Origin of the sequence: Couchioplanes caeruleus (assembly GCF_023499255.1) — a bacterium.
GTDB lineage: Bacteria > Actinomycetota > Actinomycetes > Mycobacteriales > Micromonosporaceae > Actinoplanes > Actinoplanes caeruleus_A.
On record NZ_CP092183.1, the window covers coordinates 3,484,195 to 3,500,958 of the forward strand.

The 16,764-nt window shown below is 74.0% G+C and carries 15 protein-coding genes; 7 read left to right on the top strand and 8 right to left on the bottom strand.

The genetic code is table 11. The features are described 5' to 3' along the window. Positions 1–15: 15 nt before the first annotated feature. The 3 genes from COUCH_RS16125 to COUCH_RS16135 all read right to left on the bottom strand — a co-directional run bounded on the left by COUCH_RS16125 (position 16) and on the right by COUCH_RS16135 (position 3,963). Positions 16–1,503: an arabinofuranosidase catalytic domain-containing protein gene (locus COUCH_RS16125; protein ID WP_249612898.1), complete on the bottom strand. Its 1,488-nt coding sequence runs from the start codon at positions 1,501–1,503 to the stop codon at positions 16–18. A gap of 121 nt (positions 1,504–1,624) precedes the next feature. Next, on the bottom strand, positions 1,625–2,641 hold the full coding sequence (locus tag COUCH_RS16130; RefSeq protein WP_249612899.1) for a polyprenyl synthetase family protein: 1,017 nt from the start codon (positions 2,639–2,641) through the stop codon (positions 1,625–1,627). Next, entirely contained in the window at positions 2,638–3,963 is a 1,326-nt protein-coding gene (locus COUCH_RS16135; RefSeq protein ID WP_249612900.1) for a cytochrome P450, read from the bottom strand. Before COUCH_RS16135 ends, COUCH_RS16130 begins: the two co-directional genes overlap by 4 nt. A gap of 153 nt (positions 3,964–4,116) precedes the next feature. Here COUCH_RS16135 and COUCH_RS16140 point away from each other — a divergent pair, with 153 nt between their 5' ends. From COUCH_RS16140 to COUCH_RS16155, 4 genes are all read left to right on the top strand, one after another. Next, positions 4,117–5,313 (top strand): cytochrome P450, encoded by a 1,197-nt coding sequence (locus COUCH_RS16140; protein WP_249612901.1) that lies wholly within the window; start codon positions 4,117–4,119, stop codon positions 5,311–5,313. Beyond that, positions 5,310–6,257, top strand: a complete 948-nt coding sequence (locus tag COUCH_RS16145; RefSeq protein WP_249612902.1) for a terpene synthase family protein — start codon at positions 5,310–5,312, stop codon at positions 6,255–6,257. Before COUCH_RS16140 ends, COUCH_RS16145 begins: the two co-directional genes overlap by 4 nt. Further along, entirely contained in the window at positions 6,254–7,762 is a 1,509-nt protein-coding gene (locus COUCH_RS16150; protein ID WP_249612903.1) for a prenyltransferase/squalene oxidase repeat-containing protein, read from the top strand. Before COUCH_RS16145 ends, COUCH_RS16150 begins: the two co-directional genes overlap by 4 nt. A gap of 102 nt (positions 7,763–7,864) precedes the next feature. Next, entirely contained in the window at positions 7,865–9,103 is a 1,239-nt protein-coding gene (locus COUCH_RS16155; RefSeq protein ID WP_249612904.1) for a cytochrome P450 family protein, read from the top strand. Between the two features lie 74 nt (positions 9,104–9,177). Here COUCH_RS16155 and COUCH_RS16160 read toward each other — a convergent pair whose 3' ends face one another. After that, positions 9,178–9,690 (bottom strand): ester cyclase, encoded by a 513-nt coding sequence (locus COUCH_RS16160; RefSeq protein WP_249612905.1) that lies wholly within the window; start codon positions 9,688–9,690, stop codon positions 9,178–9,180. 26 nt (positions 9,691–9,716) lie between these two features. Then, complete coding sequence (locus COUCH_RS16165; protein WP_249612906.1) at positions 9,717–10,211, bottom strand: ester cyclase; 495 nt, start codon at positions 10,209–10,211, stop codon at positions 9,717–9,719. A 144-nt stretch (positions 10,212–10,355) separates the two neighbouring features. Here COUCH_RS16165 and COUCH_RS16170 point away from each other — a divergent pair, with 144 nt between their 5' ends. Continuing rightward, the gene (locus tag COUCH_RS16170) at positions 10,356–11,588 is read left to right on the top strand and encodes a cytochrome P450 family protein (RefSeq protein ID WP_249612907.1); all 1,233 of its coding nucleotides are present in this window, start codon (positions 10,356–10,358) and stop codon (positions 11,586–11,588) included. Here the strand turns inward: COUCH_RS16170 and COUCH_RS16175 are convergent. Then, positions 11,585–13,702 carry an FAD-dependent oxidoreductase gene (locus COUCH_RS16175; RefSeq protein WP_249612908.1) on the bottom strand — a complete coding sequence of 706 codons (2,118 nt, stop codon included), beginning with the start codon at positions 13,700–13,702 and terminating at the stop codon, positions 11,585–11,587. The two genes, COUCH_RS16170 and COUCH_RS16175, sit on opposite strands and share 4 nt — an antisense overlap. A 90-nt stretch (positions 13,703–13,792) precedes the next feature. Beyond that, positions 13,793–14,152 carry an MmcQ/YjbR family DNA-binding protein gene (locus COUCH_RS16180; RefSeq protein WP_249612909.1) on the bottom strand — a complete coding sequence of 120 codons (360 nt, stop codon included), beginning with the start codon at positions 14,150–14,152 and terminating at the stop codon, positions 13,793–13,795. 72 nt (positions 14,153–14,224) lie between these two features. On the opposite strand from COUCH_RS16180, the gene COUCH_RS16185 reads away from it, so the two are divergent. Next, positions 14,225–15,172: a TIGR03619 family F420-dependent LLM class oxidoreductase gene (locus COUCH_RS16185; RefSeq protein WP_249612910.1), complete on the top strand. Its 948-nt coding sequence runs from the start codon at positions 14,225–14,227 to the stop codon at positions 15,170–15,172. Here COUCH_RS16185 and COUCH_RS16190 read toward each other — a convergent pair. Continuing rightward, complete coding sequence (locus tag COUCH_RS16190; protein WP_249612911.1) at positions 15,139–16,146, bottom strand: methyltransferase; 1,008 nt, start codon at positions 16,144–16,146, stop codon at positions 15,139–15,141. The genes COUCH_RS16185 and COUCH_RS16190 overlap by 34 nt on opposite strands. A 181-nt stretch (positions 16,147–16,327) precedes the next feature. On the opposite strand from COUCH_RS16190, the gene COUCH_RS16195 reads away from it, so the two are divergent. Continuing rightward, positions 16,328–16,753: an ester cyclase gene (locus COUCH_RS16195; protein WP_249612912.1), complete on the top strand. Its 426-nt coding sequence runs from the start codon at positions 16,328–16,330 to the stop codon at positions 16,751–16,753. Positions 16,754–16,764 lie beyond the last annotated feature (11 nt).

The following is a 16,764-nucleotide window of genomic DNA, read 5'->3' on the forward strand; positions in this document are numbered from 1 at the left end:
CTGAGGTGGTGCGGCTCAGCGGTAACCGGCCGCGGTGACGTTGGCCTGCACCGCGTTCTCGGTGGCGTCGGAGGGGTAGCCCGCGACCATGGCTCCCTCGTAGAAGGTGCCGGCGCTGAGGTTGGCTCCGCCGCCGGGTTTGCAGCAGTCGCCGCCGCTGCCGAGGATGACGGCGCCCTGCTTCTTCATGGGGCTGTACCCGGGCGGCAGGGCGCCGTCCCAGAGCGTGTTGAGGCTTCCGGACTGGGCGTTGCTGCCCTTGATGGCGAAGCGGGACGTCCCGTTGTTCTTGAGCGTCGCCGTGACGAACTTGCTGGTGAAGGCCCGCTGGTTCGGGTTCCAGGACTGGCTGCCACCGGGGTAGAGGCCCCACTCGAGGTCCGCCTGGACCCAGGGCCCGGTGCCGGAGCAGCCGCCGAACCAGCACTGCGTACCGAAGTTGAGGGCGTCCATGGCGCCGGCGGCATCGGCGGCCCGGGTCGTCTCGCTGTTGCCGTAGTCGAAGCAGCAGCCGTTGTTGACGTGGGTGCCGCTGAAGACCGCGTACATTCCCTCGGGCGCGCTTCCGGTCGGCACGCCGGTCGCGTGGCCGTCCCGCCAGTAGCTGTTACCCGGGTTGATGGAGAGCGAGTAGGCCTTGGCGCCGCCGATGGTCAGCGATTCGGACGTCGCGGTCGCCGGGCGGCTCTGCGAGGAGCCGGGGACCACGCTCGATCCCTGGTACCAGAGGTCGTTCCCGCGCCCGGACTGGTCGTAGACGACGGTGATGACGCAGGCGGCCCCGGCGCAGAACGAGTCCTGCGCCGCGGCGTCGGCGGTGCCACCGGCGTTCAGGACGCCGACGTTGCGGGTGGCATTGTCGGACGAGCGCCGTACCTGGTAGAGGTTGCCGGCGTACGAGCGGTAGAGCGCGCGCACGGTGCTGTGGGCGGCGACGCAGGGCGTACCCCCGGACGAGTAGATGTCGCACGGGCCGCCGCCGGTCGGCGGAGGTCCGGCCGGCGAGGTCCACTGCTGGTTGGCCTGCCCGTTGCAGTCCCAGAGGATGATGGCCGTGCCGTTGGCCGTGCCGCGCGCGTTGGCGTCCAGGCAACGGCCGGACTGCACGCCGGTGATGGTGCCGCCGGAGGTGACGTTCCACTGCTGGTTGGCCTGCCCGTTGCAGTCCCAGATGATGACCGCTGTGCCGTTGCTCGTGCCCTGCGCCGAGGCGTCCAGGCATTTGCCGCCGTACACCATGAGTTGCTTCGACGACGTGTAGGTCCAGGTCTGGGCGGCCGTCCCGCCGCAGTCCCACAACTGCACCTGCGTGCCGTTGGTCGTGCTGGAGTTCGCGACGGTCAGGCAGCGTCCGGATCCGGTGCCCACGACGGGGGCGCTCTGGCCCGGCTGGATGACCGCCGCTGCCGCCGCGGTGCCGGCACCGAGGGCGATGAGGACGGCGGCGCCCACGGCGAGCAGCCGCCGGTGGTGGTGGTGACGCCGGATTTTCGATACGACCATGGTCGGCCTTCCATTCCGGTCAGATATGTCGTCCGGGATGCAGAGCATGCGACCACGTATTGGTGAGAGTCAATACGACCTTTACGGGGGTGAATTCATTACGGTTTTACGGCGGCCGATGTCACGGGAGGGCCGGGAGGAGGTGCCGGTGCTGCGGCGGGACCCGGGTGGTGAGCTGACGGCGTACGTACCGGCCGGGCAGCGCGGCCAGCGCACGGACCGTGGGGTCATCGCCGAGGCCCGCGGCCGCGGTGAGCGTTCGCTCCGACCGCCGGGCCAGGTCCCGGGCGAGGGCGACCGCCGCGCCCACGCCGTGCTCGCAGAGCAGGGACCGCACCCGGCGCCGCTCGTGGTCGTCGAGGCCCGGACGCAGCAGGGTGCGCAGCTCGGGGCTCGCCGCGAGCGCGTGGACGGCCGGGGCCGTGACGGTCCCGGCGGCGAAGTCGGCGCCGGTGGGCTTGCCGAGCAGGTCGTCGGTGCTGACCACGTCGAGCACGTCGTCGACCAGCTGCAGGCAGGTGCCGAAGGACAGCCCGAAGGCGTCCAGGGCGGCCGTCAGCCGGGGGTCGGCGCCGGCCGCCTCGGCACCGAGCCGGCAGGCGACGCGCAGCAGGGCCCCGGTCTTCGCCTCGATGGTGCCGATCACCTCGGCGAGGCTCAGCCCGGCGCGGTATCGGCCGGCCAGCTCGCGTGCCTCGCCGCGGCAGAGCTCGCTCAGGGTCGACGAGACGGCGGCCGCGGTCCGGGCGTCCACAGCGGCGGCCACCTCACCGGCCAGTGCGATGAGCGCGTCGCCCGCGACGATCGCCGTGGCCGCTCCCTCGGCGCCGTTCACCGTGGGCACCCCGCGGCGGGCCCTGGCGGCGTCGATCAGGTCGTCGTGCACCAGCGAACTGCAGTGCAACAGCTCCACCGCGACCGCCGAGCCGAGGGTCGCGGGGGTGAGGCCGCCGCCGGCACACGCGGCCGCCGACAGCACGAGGGTGGGCCGCAGGCGCTTGGCCGGCGCGGTGACGATCCGGCGGCAGGGCCCGGTGAGCGGCTCGGGCACGCCGGCGACCCGCTCGGCGAGCCCCTCCTCGACCGCGGCGAGCCATGACGCCGCGACGCCCGGGATCCGGGCCGGCGCGATCGTCACCGTGCCTCGAGACGCATGCGCAGCCCGCGGGGGCGCAGCGTGGTGTCGACCGTACGGCGCACCGGACGGCCGGCTACGGGGCGCAGCCGCCACCGCCGGGTGATCGCCGCGAGCGCCAGCGTCGCCTCGGTCATCGCGAAGGTGTCGCCCAGGCACTTGCGGGCGCCCGCGCCGAACGGGATGAAGACACCCCGGGCGGGCGGGCCGGCGCTCGTACCGTCCCAGCGGTCGGGGTCGAAGCGTTCCGGGTCGTCGAACAGGTCGGCGCGGTGGTGCATCAGGTACGGGCTGAACGCGACGGTCGTCCCCGCGGGGATGTCGTGCTCGCCCAGCCGGGTGGCGGCGGTGGTGCGCCGGGTGAACAGCCAGCCGGGCGGGTACACGCGCAGCGTCTCGGTGACGATGCGGCCGGTCAGGTCCAGCGACGGCAGGTCCTCGGGGCCGGGCAGGTCCCCGTTCAGCGCGTCCACCTCCCGGTGCAGCCGGGTCTCCAGGTCGGGGCGTTCGCCGAGGACGTGCAGCGCCCAGGCCAGGACGCTCGCCGCGCTCTCCGTGCCGGCGAGGAACAGCGTCACCACCTGGTCGTGGATCTCGTCGTCGGTGAACCCGGGGCCCTGCGATCCGACCAGCACGCTGAGGATGTCGCCGCGGTCCGTGCCGGTACGGCGGTAGTCGGCGACGAGGTCCCCGACCGTGCGGCGGAGCCGGTTGCGGGCGGCCCGGTAGCGCAGGTTGCCGGGCAACGGCACCCGGTCGAGCGGGGCGGGCAGGAACATCCGGCGGTAGATCCCGGCGAGCACGGTGGCGAAGTCGTCCAGCGCGGTGGCGAGCGTACGCGCCGGCAGGCTGGTGGCGGCGAACATGGCCTCCACGACGGTGCCGCCGGTGAGCGTCAGCATCTCACCCAGCACGTCGATCTCCCGGCCGTCGCGCCACCCTCCGAGGACCGTGGCGATCTGGCGCCGCATCCCCTCGGCGTAGTGCGGGAGCCGTGCGGGGTGGAAGGCCGGGCGGGCCAGCCGGCGCTGCCGCTGGTGCTCGTCGTGCGGGCACGTGCCGACGCCGTTGCCGACCACCTCCCGGCCGCGCTCGACGAGCAGGCCACCCTTGTCGAACGTACGGTCGTCCAGCAGCACCGCGCTGGTCAGCCGGGGATCGCAGACGAGCGCCGCACGGGCGGGCCCGAGGCGGATCCAGACGACGTCGCCGTACTCCGGAAGGCTCTGCACGAAGCCCAGCGGGTCGCGCAGCAGCGGCCAGGCATGACCCAGCAGCGGCCAGGCGCGAGGTGCGCGGATGGTGGGACGGCGTGTCAGCGTCATGACCCCTCCCGGCGTCGGCGGTCAGACCGACGCTAGGCCGTTGACGTGCGGCGCAGCTTGTTCCTCCTTGCGGTTGTCGGGCGCCTGAGCAATGGGCGAGAAGTGCCCGGGCGGCCGCGCTGGAACGATCGGCCGCGGGGGAGGTGCCGATCGATGACCAGTGACGTCGCGCTGCCCGCCGGCCGGCTCGTGTTCCCCTTCGCGCGTACCGACGTGCTGCGCCCCGATCCGATCTACCGGCGGCTGCGCGCCGAGCGTCCGGTCGCCCGCGTCACCATGGCCAACGGGGTCGGTGCGTACCTGGTCACCCGGTACGCCGACGTCCGCGTGGTGCTCGAGGACGCGCGGTTCAGCCGGGCCGCGCTGTCCCGGACGGCTCCCGGTGAGCTCGTCGCATACGCGCCGCCGGCCGTCCCGGCGTCCACTGAGGACGGCCACTCGATGCCCTACGAGCTGGTGAACCGGTGGTTCACGGCGCGGGCGGTGGAACGGCTGCGCCCCGGGACCGCTCGGATCGCGGACGAGCTGCTGGACCGCCTCGTCGCCACGGGACCGCCGGCCGACCTCGTCGCCGCGTACACCGCGGTGCTGCCGATGACCGTGATCGGCGAGCTGGCCGGCATTCCCGCCGCCGACCGGCCGCGGCTGCGGGACCTGGCGCCGCTGGTGACCGTCGACTCGCCCGGCGCGCAGTCGCGGGCGGCGTCCGCCACGGTGTTCCAGTACTTCCGGACGGCCCTCGAGCAGCGCCGCCGCGTCCCCGCCGACGACCTGCTCGGCGCGCTGGTCACGGCCGGCCACCGCCGCGCCGGGATGCGCCCGGAACGGCTGGCCACCCTCGCCATGCGGGCCTGCCTGCCGGCGATGCACTCCGTCTCGGTGGTGCTGAGCAAGGCCGTCCCGATCCTGTTGCGCCAGCCCGAGGTGTACGCGGCCGTACGCGTCGACGACGGTCTGACCGCGCCGGTGGTGGAGGAGCTGCTGCGGCTCACCACGCCCGCCTCCGCCGCGCTGCCCCGCCTCGCCCGCTGCGACGTGGAGCTCTCCGGGGGCACGGTGCCCGAAGGGGCGGTGGCCGTCGCGAGCCTGGAGTCGGCCAACAGCGACGAGGAGCACTACCCGGACCCGGAGCGCATCGTCGCCGGGCGCGGCGCCGCCGACCACACGACGTTCGGCCGGGGCAGCAACTTCTGCCTCGGCGCGGCCCTGGCCCGGATGGAGGTGCAGGTGGCGGTGGCGGCACTCGCGCGGCGGCTGCCCGGGCTCGCGCTCGCCGTGCCGGAGAGCGAGCTGCCGGTGCGTACCGGGGTGATCGCGCCGGACGTGACGGCGCTCCCGGTGCGGTGGTGAGGACCGTGCCCGAGCCGTACTGCCCGTTCACCGTACGGGTGAGCCCGTACGCCGCCGACGCCGAGCAATTTCTGGGGCTCAGCCTCGCGGAGGCCGGTGCGGGACCGGAGCTCGGCACCATCGGCATCGGACGGCTGGCCGGGCTGGCGTACCCGTACGCGGCCCGGGAGGCGCTGCGCATCGCGGCGCTCTGGTTCGCGTTCTTCTGGCTTTTCGACGAGGCCTGGGCGGACCGGCTGCCCCGGCACGAGGCGCCCCGGCTGGGTGGCGTGCACCGGCGGGTGGCCTCGGTGCTCGCCGGGGGGCGTACCGGACCGGGCGACGACCCGGCGGTGCGGATGCTCGGCCTGCTCGGTGACGCGATCGCGGCGTGGCGGCCCGGCTGGGACAGCGCCGCCTTCCACCACGAGATCCTGCGCTACCTGCGCGCCACGCTCTGGGAGGTCGAGCTGCGCCGGCGCGGCGCGGTGCCGACGCTGGCGGAGTACCTGCGCATGCGCCCGCTCACCGCCGCCGTGCCGCCGTCGCGGGAGCTCGGCTTCCTCCTCTGCGACCTGCGGCTCGACCCGGTGCTGCGGACCCACCCGGCCGTGCAGCTCGCCGGCGCCGCCGCCGGGGACTACTCGTGCTGGGTCAACGACCTGTGCTCGCTGGAGACCGAGCGGGGCGCCACCATGAACCTCGTCGTCGTCGCCGAGCGGGAGTTCGGCTGGGCACGGCACCGGGCGGCGTCCTGGGTGGAGACCGTGGCCCGGGGTGAGGTCGAGACGTTCCGGTCGGTGCGCGCGAGCCTGCCGGCCACCGTGCTCGTCGGCATCGACCTGCCCGGCGCGGCCGCGGACCTGGAGCGGTACCTGAGCCACTACGAGGGCTGGTTCGTGGCCAGCGCGCGCTGGATGCCCCGCACCCCGCGGTACCGCCCCGTCGCCACGGTCGCGCCATGACCGCGCTGCTCGCGGACGTCGCCGGCGAGGTCGGCCGCCGGCTGCTCGCCATCCGGCACGCGCCGACCAGCGATCTCGGACCGTCCTGGTACGACACGGCCCAGGTGCTGCGGTTCCGGCTGCGGGAGCCCCGGCTGCTGCCCGACGACCTCGCGTACGCCGGCCTCGTGTCCCTGCTCGAGGCGCAGCAGCCCGACGGTGGCTGGGGACCGCCGGAGATGTCCCGCGGCTACCGGACGGTTCCCACGCTCGCCGCCGCCACCATGCTGTGCGCCCTGGGCACGGCACAACCGCCGGAGCCGATGCGTACGCGCGCAGCCACGGCGACCCGCGCAGCGCTGACCTACCTCGCCGCCGACCCGCACGCCCTCGCCCCGGCGGCGCTGCCGGACCTGATCGCGGTGGAGTTCACCGTCCCCGCCCTGCTGGAGTCGCTGGTGCGGGCCCTCGCCCCGGACGACGCGGCGCTGCCCGGCGTACGCGTGGCGTTGAGCCTGCACCGCGACGGCCTGCGAGCGCTGCACCGGCACCGCGCCGCGGCCGCCTCCGGTGCTCGCCTGCCCGCGGCGGCCCACTACTCCCTGGAGGTCCTCGACGGGTTGCCGGCCGCCTTCGCCGCGCGACCGTTGGCGGACGGATCGCTCGCCTGTTCCCCGGCGGCCACCGCGGCGGCAGCGGCGTGGAGCGGCCGGCCGTCCCCGGCGGCGGCCGGCTACCTGACGGCCGAGGGCCGGCGGCTCGGTGGCGCCTGGCCCACCGTCGCGCCGGTGACCGTCTTCGAGGCGGCGCATCTGGCCGGGGTGGCGGACCGGGCCGGGCTGACGCTGCCCGCGGCGGTGAGCGCCGGCCTCGGCCCCTGGCTCGCCGCTCAGCTCGGCGAGGCCGGCTGTGGTGCCGGGCCCGCGCTGGCCCCGGACAGCGACGACACCGCCATCGTGCTGGTGGCCCTGCAGGCGCTGGGCCGCCCGGCGGACGTACGGCTGCTGGCGCCGTACGAGCACCCGACGCACTTCGCCACGTTCCCGGGCGAGCGGAGCGTGTCCTCCTCCACCAACGCGCACGTCCTCGAGGCGCTGTGCGGCGCCCGGGACGCGGGGAGCCGCGACGCCTTCATCCGCCGGGGCATCGCGGTGGCCGGGACCTACCTGCTCGACGTGCAGCACCCCGACGGGCACTGGGACGACAAGTGGCACGCGTCGCCGTACTACGCCACGGCGAGCGCGGTGGCGGCGTTGCGCCGGTTACCGGATCCGCGGTCGCGCGCCGCCGTCGCCCGCGCGGCCGACTGGGTCCGGGGCACCCGGCGATCCGACGGCGCCTGGGGCCGCTGGCGAGGCACCCGCGAGGAAACGGCGTACGCGTGGCAGATCTCGGGTGCGGCGGCCGGGGCGCGGCTGCCCGAGACCCCCGGCGGGGCCGCGCTGTGGCACGCGAAGGAGCTGTACGAGCCCCGCCGCATCACCGGCACGCTCGCCCTGATCGCCACCGCCGGGGGACACCGCTGAAACCGCAAGCGGCAGGAAAGAAAGCGCAGGTCACGCCGGTAGGTTCGGCCCATCGGCGGGTCCGGCCGCGCGTCGGGCGGCCCGCGCTGAAGGGAGCGGCACATGACCGGACTCAGAACCTTCGACATCCTCGATCCCGCCTTCAAGGCCGATCCGTACAGCCGGTACGCGCGCCTGCGCGACGACGAGCCCGCGGCCCGGGTCGTGCTGCCCGACGGGCGCGAGGCGTGGCTGCTGACCCGCTACGCCGACGTGTCGGCGGTGCTCATGGACCGCGACCGGTTCAGCACCCGGTCGTTCCTGGGCCAGATCGACGAGGGCCCGGCGCTGCCGCCGCACGTTCGCGGGGTCTACATGCTGTTCAACGAGATCATGCTGGGCAAGGACCCGCCGGAGCACACCCGGCTGCGCAAGCTCGTCCAGAAGGCGTTCACCGCGCGGCTCGTCGAGGGGCTGCGGCCCAACGTCCAGCGGCTGGCCGACCGGCTGCTCGACGCGGTCGAGGAGCGCGCCGCGGCCACCGGCGAGCGCACGATGGACGTGATCGCCGACTTCGCGTTCCCCATCCCGGTCACGATCATCATGGACCTGCTCGGCGTGCCCGAGGAGCGGCGGGCGGACATCCGGCGCTGGTCCACCGCGCTGGCCGCCTTCGACGGCAGCCTGGAGCTCGCCGAGCGGATCGCGCCCGAGGTCGACATGTTCATCGACTACCTGCGGGAGCTGACCGCGCGGAAGCGGCGGGACCCGGCCGACGACCTGATCAGCGCGCTGGTGCACGTCGAGGAGGACGGCGACCGGCTCTCCGAGGACGACCTGCTCGCGATGGTCTACGTGCTGATCTTCGCCGGGCACGAGACGACGCTGCATCTGATCGGCAACGGCACGCTGGCCCTGCTGACCCATCCCGGGCAGCCGGACCTGCTGCGCCGCGATCCGGGGCTGCTGCGCGGCGCGGTCGAGGAGCTGCTGCGCTTCGACCCGTCGGTGGAGGTGCCGCGGGCGCGTGTCGCGCTGGCGGACGTCGAGCTGGCCGGCGTCACGATCCGCCGCGGCGACGTGGTGCTGGTGTCGATCGCCAGCGCCAACCGCGATCCGCGGGCGATCCCCGGTGGCGACACGCTCGACGTGACCCGTGCCGGGACCCACCACCTGACGTTCGGCAAGGGCATCCACGTCTGCGTCGGCGCGCCGCTGGCCCGGGTCGAGGGACAGGTCGCCTTCGCGACGCTGCTGCGCCGCATGCCCGCCTTGGCGCTCGCGGTCGACCCGGCGGAGCTGACCTACCGCCCGGGCGGCATCTTCCTGCGGGGACTCTCCGCGCTGCCGGTGACCTTCTGAGACGACGGACGGCCGGCGGGGTCCGATGAGGAACCCGCCGGCCGTCCGTGCCGGGGTCTCCGGCGGGCGCGTCGTCAGCCCGGCTGACGCCGGCCGGTACGCCGGTTGCGGCCCATCAGCCCGTCGCGGATCAGCTGGCGCTGCATCTCGCGGTCGAGCTGGCCGGTACGGGCCAGGGCGTGCACGCGCGCCTTGGAGTAGTAGTCCCAGTGCTCGACGATCTTGCCGTCGGCGACCCGGATGAGGTCGGCGCCGTTGACGTGCACCCGCTCGCCCCGGCCCGCCCGGCGCCCGTACAGCCGGCCGCGGTGGCTGCCCTCCATCCGCCAGCCGATGAACGTGTACGTGTCGTCCGCGATCACCACCTCCTCGGTGTACCGCTGGTCGGGGAACGCCTCGCGGGGCAGGGCGATCTCCGACGGCGAGGGCCGGGCGCCGCGCGCCGCCAGCCCCAGCGGGTGCGGGAAGAACCGCACCGCGCGCTCGTCGAGCAGGTTCTCCGGCAGGTGTGTCTCGCCGTGTTCGTTCCAGGAGGCGACGAGTTGCCGGGCCACCTCCCGGTTGGTCTCGCGTGCCGGACCGGGCATTGTGCTTCCTCCTTGGGGCCGGGTGGTCAGAGCATTCCGCCGGAGCGCAGGCTTGCGATCACGTCGTCGTCGAGGGCGTCGATGAGGATCAGGGACTCCAGCCGCGGCTTGAGCCAGTGGTCCCAGTGCTCGACGATGAGGCCGTTGCGGAACCGGATCACCTCACCGCCGTGCAGTTCGAACTGCAGTCCGGTGGGCGGTCTGCCGAAGATCCCGCCGGTGTCCGTCCCGGTCGCCACCCACGCCAGGAACACCTTGTCGCCGTCGGCGATCGTCACTTCCTCACGGAACGTGATGTCCCCGAACGAGCTCTTCTGGAGGTCGATCTCGTTCTCCAGGCGCTGGGTCCCCGCCGGCCGGGGAGAATTGCTGCGCAGCTCCGGATCCACGAACTGGGCGACGACGCTTCTGTCGCCGGTCGAATAGGCATTGACCATGGCCCGGGTGACCTCGAGATTATGCGCCTCTTCTGCGGTGTGTACTGGTTGGGAAATCTCCTGCGGTTCCGGCTCGTCTGACATCGCTTCTCCCGATGGGAACTGGAAACACCACGGTGTCTGGAAACACTAGCCACGCGACCCGCGATCAGCTTTCTCCCGGCTTGCGAAAGCGAGCCGCAATCTGGGAGTAGCCGGTACGGCGGGCCCGGCCCTACCGTCGCTCGGATGACGACGACGGCGAATGTCGACCTCTTCGATCCCGGCTTCCACGCGGATCCGCACGCCACCTACCGGCGGTTGCGGGAGGAGGCGCCGGCGTGCCGGGTGACCATTCCGGACCGTGGCGAGGTGTGGCTGCTGACCCGCCACGCGGACGTGCTGGCCGTCCTGCGCGACGACGCCCGCTTCTCGACCCGGGCCATGGTCTCGCAGGGCGCCGACGCGCCCGCCGTCTCCCCGGGCGCGCGCGGCGTGATGGCGCTGTTCGACTCGTTCATGTCCAGCAACGACCCGCCGGACCACACCCGGCTGCGGGCGCTGGTGCAGAAGGCGTTCACGCCCCGGCTCGTCGAGGAGATGCGCGGCTTCGTCCAGGAGCTCGCCGACCGCCTGCTCGACGCGGTGCACGAGCGCGCCGCGGCGACCGGCGACCGCTCGATGGACCTCATCGCCGACTACGCCTTCCCGCTGCCGGTCACGGTCATCATGAACCTGCTCGGCATCCCCGAGCGGGATCGGGAGGACCTGCGGCGCTGGTCCCGCGCGCTGGCCCGGTTCGACCGCAGCCCGGCCGGCGCGGAGGCGCTCACGGGCGAGCTCGTCCCGTACCTCGACTACGTCCGCGGCCTGCTCGACGCCCGGCGGCGGGCGCCCGGCGACGACCTGCTCTCCGCCCTGGTCGCGCCGGACCGGGCCGACTCGCTGTCCGAGACCGAGCTCGTCTCGATGACGTTCGGGCTGACCTTCGCCGGCCACGAGACCACCACCCACCTGCTGGGCAACAGCGTTCTGGCGCTGCTGGAGCACCCCGATCAGCTCGCCCGCCTGCGGACCGATCCGGAGGCGATGCGGTGGGCCGTGGAGGAGTTCCTGCGCTACGACGGCCCGATCGAGCTGCGCCGCCGGATCGCGCTGGAGGACGCCGAGGTGGGCGGGGTGCTGATCCGCCGGGGCGAGGTCGTGCTCGTGTCGCTGGCCGCCGCCGACCGGGACCCCGCGGTCTTCGACGCGCCGGACCGGCTCGACATCACCCGCGAGGACACCCACCACGTGGCGTTCGGCCGGGGCGTGCACGCGTGCCTCGGTGCGCCGCTGGCGCGCCTGGAGGCGGAGATCGCGCTGAGCACCCTGCTGCGCCGGATGCCGGATCTCCGCCTCGCCGTGCCGAGCCACGAGCTGCAGTGGAAGCCGAGCGGCCTGCACCTGCGCGGGCTGGCCGCCCTTCCGCTGCGCTTCTAGCGCCCCCGGCCCGGATCCGCGGCGGCCCGCAGCGCCGCCGCGGGACGGGCGAACGCCTCGGCGGCGATCGGGCGCAGCAGCTGCTCCATCGTGGTCCGCGGCGCGTCCGTCTCGCCGATCAGCCGGGCGAACTGCTGCCCCTCGAACGTCGCCTCGGCCAGCCCGCGCGGCGCCAGGGCGTCGCCCACCAGGAACACCTGGCCGACCTCGCCGGCCAGCAGGTCGGCCAGGCCGGCCCGCGGCTTGCGCATCGTGGCCATCACCACGGCGCAGACGCCGGACAGCGTCTCCTCCTCGTCGGTGAAGACGTCGAAGAGGGTGACCGCGCCCGGATCGATGCGGCGCAGATGCGTACGGGTCCGCAGGCGTACGCCGAGGCGTGCCAGCCGCTGCAGGATCAGCGGCAGGTGACCGTCGAAGACCAGGGCCGGGACCAGCTGCGGATGCCGCGTCACGAAGTGCACCTCCGCGCCACGGCCGGCCAGCACCTCCGCCACGCCGACGCCGGTCTGCAGGCCCTCGTCGTCCAGCACGACGACGGTGCCGGTGGGCGACACCCGGCCGCCGAGCACGTCCTCCGGCGTGATCACGAAGTTCTGGTCGTGGCCGGGCACCGCGGCCGGCAGGAAGCCGCTCTCGCCGGTGGCGGCGTACCGGGCGCCGGTGGCGACGACGACCGCGTCGGGGCGTTCACCGAGGACGGTCGCGCGGTCGGCCGGCGTTCCGGTGCGGATCTCGACGCCGAGGCGGGCCAGCTCGCGCTCGTACCAGGAGACGGTCCGCGCGTGCACCTCACGGCCGGGGAGGGCCGCCCACAGGCCGAGCTGGCCCCCGGGGTGCCCGGCCCGCTCCAGCACCACGACCTCGTGACCGCGCAGGCGCGCCACCCGGGCCGCCTCCAGCCCGGCCGGTCCGGCGCCGGCCACGACGACCTTTCCCGTACGCGGGGCCGGTGTGAACGACGCGTTCCCCCAGCGCCGCTCCCGGCCGCTCGCCGGGTTGAGCGCACAGCCGAAGGAGCCGGAGTGCTGCACGCCGGCGATGCAGTAGTTGACGGCCACGCACGTCCGGCTGTCCTGCTCGCGGCCCTCGCGCGCGTGCCGGACGAGCTCGGGCTCCGCGATGAGGCCCCGGGCCGCCCCGACCATGTCGGCCACGCCCTCGGCCAGCATCCGTTCCGCGTCGGCGATCGAGGTGACCCGGCCCAGCGAGCTGATCACCGCGATCTCCGGCGGCAGGTCCTTGCGGACCGCCGCGACGAGGTCCCGCAGGTGCAGCGGTGCGATCAGCGACGGCGTCGTCATCAGCGTGGCCTGCTGCGGCTCGACGGCGATGTCCATGTCGGCGTAGTCGATGAGGTGCCGCCCGGCCAGCACGGCGAGGATCTCGCGGACGTCGTCCGGGGTCAGCCCGCCGGGCATCCGCTCGTCGCAGATCATCCGTACGCCCAGCGCCACGTGCGCGCCGGCGGCTTCGCGTACGGCCTCGAGCGTCTCGGTCAGCAGCCGCATCCGGCCGGCCGCGGTGCCCCCGTACCCGTCCGTGCGGTGGTTGAAGTACGGCGACAGGAAATGCTCCATGAGCACCCCGTGCGAGGCGTGGATCTCGATCCCGTCGTACCCGGCCCGGCTCAGGTTCGCGGCGCCCCGGGCGTACAGGTGAATGATTTCGGCGATCTCGGCGGTGCTCAGCTCGTGGCACGTGTCGTAGCGCTCGTACCGCTGGTAGCTGGAGGCGCCGAGCACCGGCGTGCGCGGCGTCAGCGGCTCCCAGGCCCCCGACGTCAGCGTCGAGTAGTGCAGCTGGCCGAAGATGCGCGAGCCGTGCTCGTGGACCATGTCGGCGACCGTGGCGAACGACGGCACCGACTCCGGGTACGCCGGGCAGGGGAGCCCGCCCAGCAGCGGCAGCACCGACAGGCTGTGGCCGAAAAGTGCCACGCCGGCCTCGGCGCGCGCGGCGTAGTAGTGGGCGAAGTCCTCCGAGGGCACCCGGGTGCCGTGCGGCCCGGGCGCGACCAGCGGGATCCCGTGCGGCGGCATGAAGATGCGGTTGGCGACCTCCATCGGGCCGATCCGCAGCGGGCTGAAGACGTGCGGGTAGTCGCTGAGCACGGCGGGCTCCCATCTGCCGCCGCCGCGTGCGGCGACCCGCCCGGAACCCTAGGAGCGAACGGTGCCCGCGGTCTTCTCCCCGGTTGCGGGCTACGCCGGACGGTCCTTCTTGGGCAGTTTCGAGACGATCAGGCGGTACGACTCGTCGACCGCCTCCAGCACCTCGTCGTCCGGGATCGCCCCGCCGAAGCGCAGATCGTTCCACCCCGACCGGCCGATGTAGGCCATCACCGAGGCGTCCTGCGGGTAGCGCTTCAGCCACTCGTCCGCGGTGTCCCGGTTGGGCCCGCACTTGACGCCCACGCTGCCGTGGGTCTCGGCGCCGCCGCCCGAGCCGAAGAAGGCGAAGATCTTCGGACCGACCTTGACCACCGTGTCGCCCTCCCACGGCTGGTCCACCCACGCCCCGGGTTTCGCCAGGCAGTGCGCCAGCAACTCGTCCTTCGTCACACGCCCGACCGTAGCGGGATTCAGCGCAACAGGCGAGAAGGTGCGCGGCGCGGTGACTGCCACGATCGAGGCATGGACCTCGGTGTCACGCTGCCCACCTCCGGCCCGCACGCCGGTCCCGACGCGATCGTCCGGGTCGCCCGCGAGGCGGAGGCCCTCGGGTACGCCTCGGTGTGGACGTACGAGCGGCTGCTGTGCCCGCTCGGCGACGTGCCGCAGCCCGGTGGCCCGCCGCGTCCGCTGCCCGAGCACTACCGCACGACGTACGAACCGTTGGAGACGCTCGCGTACGTGGCGGCGCACACGCGGACGGTCCGCCTCGGTACGAGCGTGCTGACCGCCCTGTTCCACGTACCCGTGACCCTCGCCCGGCGCCTCGCCACGCTCGACCGGTTCAGCGGCGGACGGGCCGTCGCGGGGCTCGGGCAGGGCTGGATCCGGCAGGAGTTCACGGCCGCGGGCGTGCCCCCGAGGCGCCGCGGCCGCGGGTTCGAGGAGTTCGTGGCGGCGCTGCGCGCGGCCTGGGGTCCGGACCCGGTGGGCTTCGACGGCGACTTCTACCGGATCCCGCCCTCGGCGGTGAACCCCAAGCCGTGCCGGCCGGGCGGCGTGCCCGTGCTCATCGGTGGCTTCGCGCCGGCCGCCGTGCAACGCGCGGGCCGGATCGCGGACGGCTTCAACCCGATGCTGGTCTCGCCGGAGGCGCTGGCGTCGGCGATCGGGCGGTTCCGTGCCGCGGCCGCGGCCGCCGGGCGCGATCCCGGCCGGCTCACCGTCGCCGTCCGCGCCAACACGCCGATGACCGCCGAGGCGTGGGACGAGCGGCGGCCGTTCCTCGGCGGGTCACCGGAGCAGATCGCGGACGACCTGCCCCGGGCCGCCGGGATGGGCGTGGACGAGGTCCTCTTCACCAACCCCCTGCAGCCGCCGGTGGACGAGCAGCTGCGCCTGCTCGAGCGGCTGAGCGTGCGTGCGTCCCGGGTTGCTCAGCCCGCGGCCCGCGCCGCCACGACGCCATAGCCGTACCGGGTCACGTCGACGCCGGTCAGCTCCAGCCCGGCGTCGGCGCAGAGCTCCCGGAACTCCGCCTCGCTGCGCTCCCGGCCGCCGTGGCTGCCCACCAGCATGAGCAGGTCCATCAACTTGCCGGGGGAGGGGATGTTGCCGGGCGGCAGGACGAACTCGACGATCCACACCCGACCGTCGGCCGCCATCGCCTTGCGGCAGTTGGCCAGCACCGAGGCGGCCTCCGCGTCGGCGAACCCGTGCACGATGCTCTTGAGCAGGTAGACGTCGCCGCCGGCCGGCACGGACTCCAGGTAGTCGCCGGCCACCGTGCGGCACCGGTCGGACACCCCGGCCCGGCTCAGCACTTCCGGCGCCCGTTCCAGGGCGCGCTCGGTGTCGTACAGCACGCCACGGGCGTCCGGGTGCGCGGCGAGCACCGCGGCGATGAGCTCGCCCCGGCCGCCGCCCACGTCCACGACGGTGGCGCCCGCCGGCAGGTCCCGGGCGGCGAGCACCGGACCCATCGGGGCGCTCTGACGCGCCATGAACTCGTCGAAGACCGCGCCGTGCTCCGGGTTGCGGGTCAGGTACTCGTAGAACTCGCAGCCGAACAGCTCGTCGAAGGCGGGCTCGCCGGTACGCACGCTGTGGTCCAGGGAGCCGAACAGCTCGTAGCTCGGAGGACCGGACCACAGGGCGAAGGCGTGCTTGGACTCGCGGGTGCCCGTCCGCAGCAGGTTGGCGATCGGGGTGAGGCCGAAGCGCCCCTGCTCGTCCTCGGCGAAGACGCCGTACCCGGCCAGCACCCGCAGCAGCCGGTACAGGGCCCCGGCGTGCAGGCCGGCCGCGGCGGCGAGGTCCGGCGCGGTCCGCGGGCCGTCGGCCACCAGGTCGGCGATGCGGAACTTCGCCGCGACGTGCACCGCCTGCTGAACGCGGTTACCCAGCAGGATGCGGCTCAGCGCCGCGCCGGGGGACTCCTCCATCACTGCTCCTTGCGCTCGTACGGTCAGCGTCCACCCAGCTTCGTGCCCGCCGGCCCGGCGCGGCTGCTCGTGCCTTGCTGTTTCCGCCATCGCGCTTTTCGCAAGGTGGGAGTAGGCGCGGACGCGGCCACGCACTTGGATCGGCTGCGAACGAGCCGTACGGCCGGGGAGGGAGCGCGCGATGCCCGCGGAGCGCAACAAGGATCTGGTCCGCCGGATGACGGAGGCCTTCAACACCGGCGATCTCACGGTCGTCGACGAGCTGCTGAGCGCCGACCCGGATCCCGGGGGCGGACCGGGCGCCCCGAAGACGAGCACCGACCTCAAGCGGAAGATCACGGCGCTCCGGAAGGCCTTCCCGGACCTGCGCTACACCGTCGACAGGATGGCCGCCGAGGGCGAGACCGTGGCGTTCCGGTGGACCATGACCGGCACCCACCTCGGCCCGCTGCTGCGGCATCCACCGACCGGCCGGGCGATCGAGCACGCCGGCACCGACCTGGTGACCTTCGGCGACGGCCGGATCGTCGAGCACTACGCGGCGGACAACTTCGGCGATCTGCTCGCCAAGCTGGGCATCGAACCCGTCGGCTCGCGGGCCGGGTGACGAGGGCTATC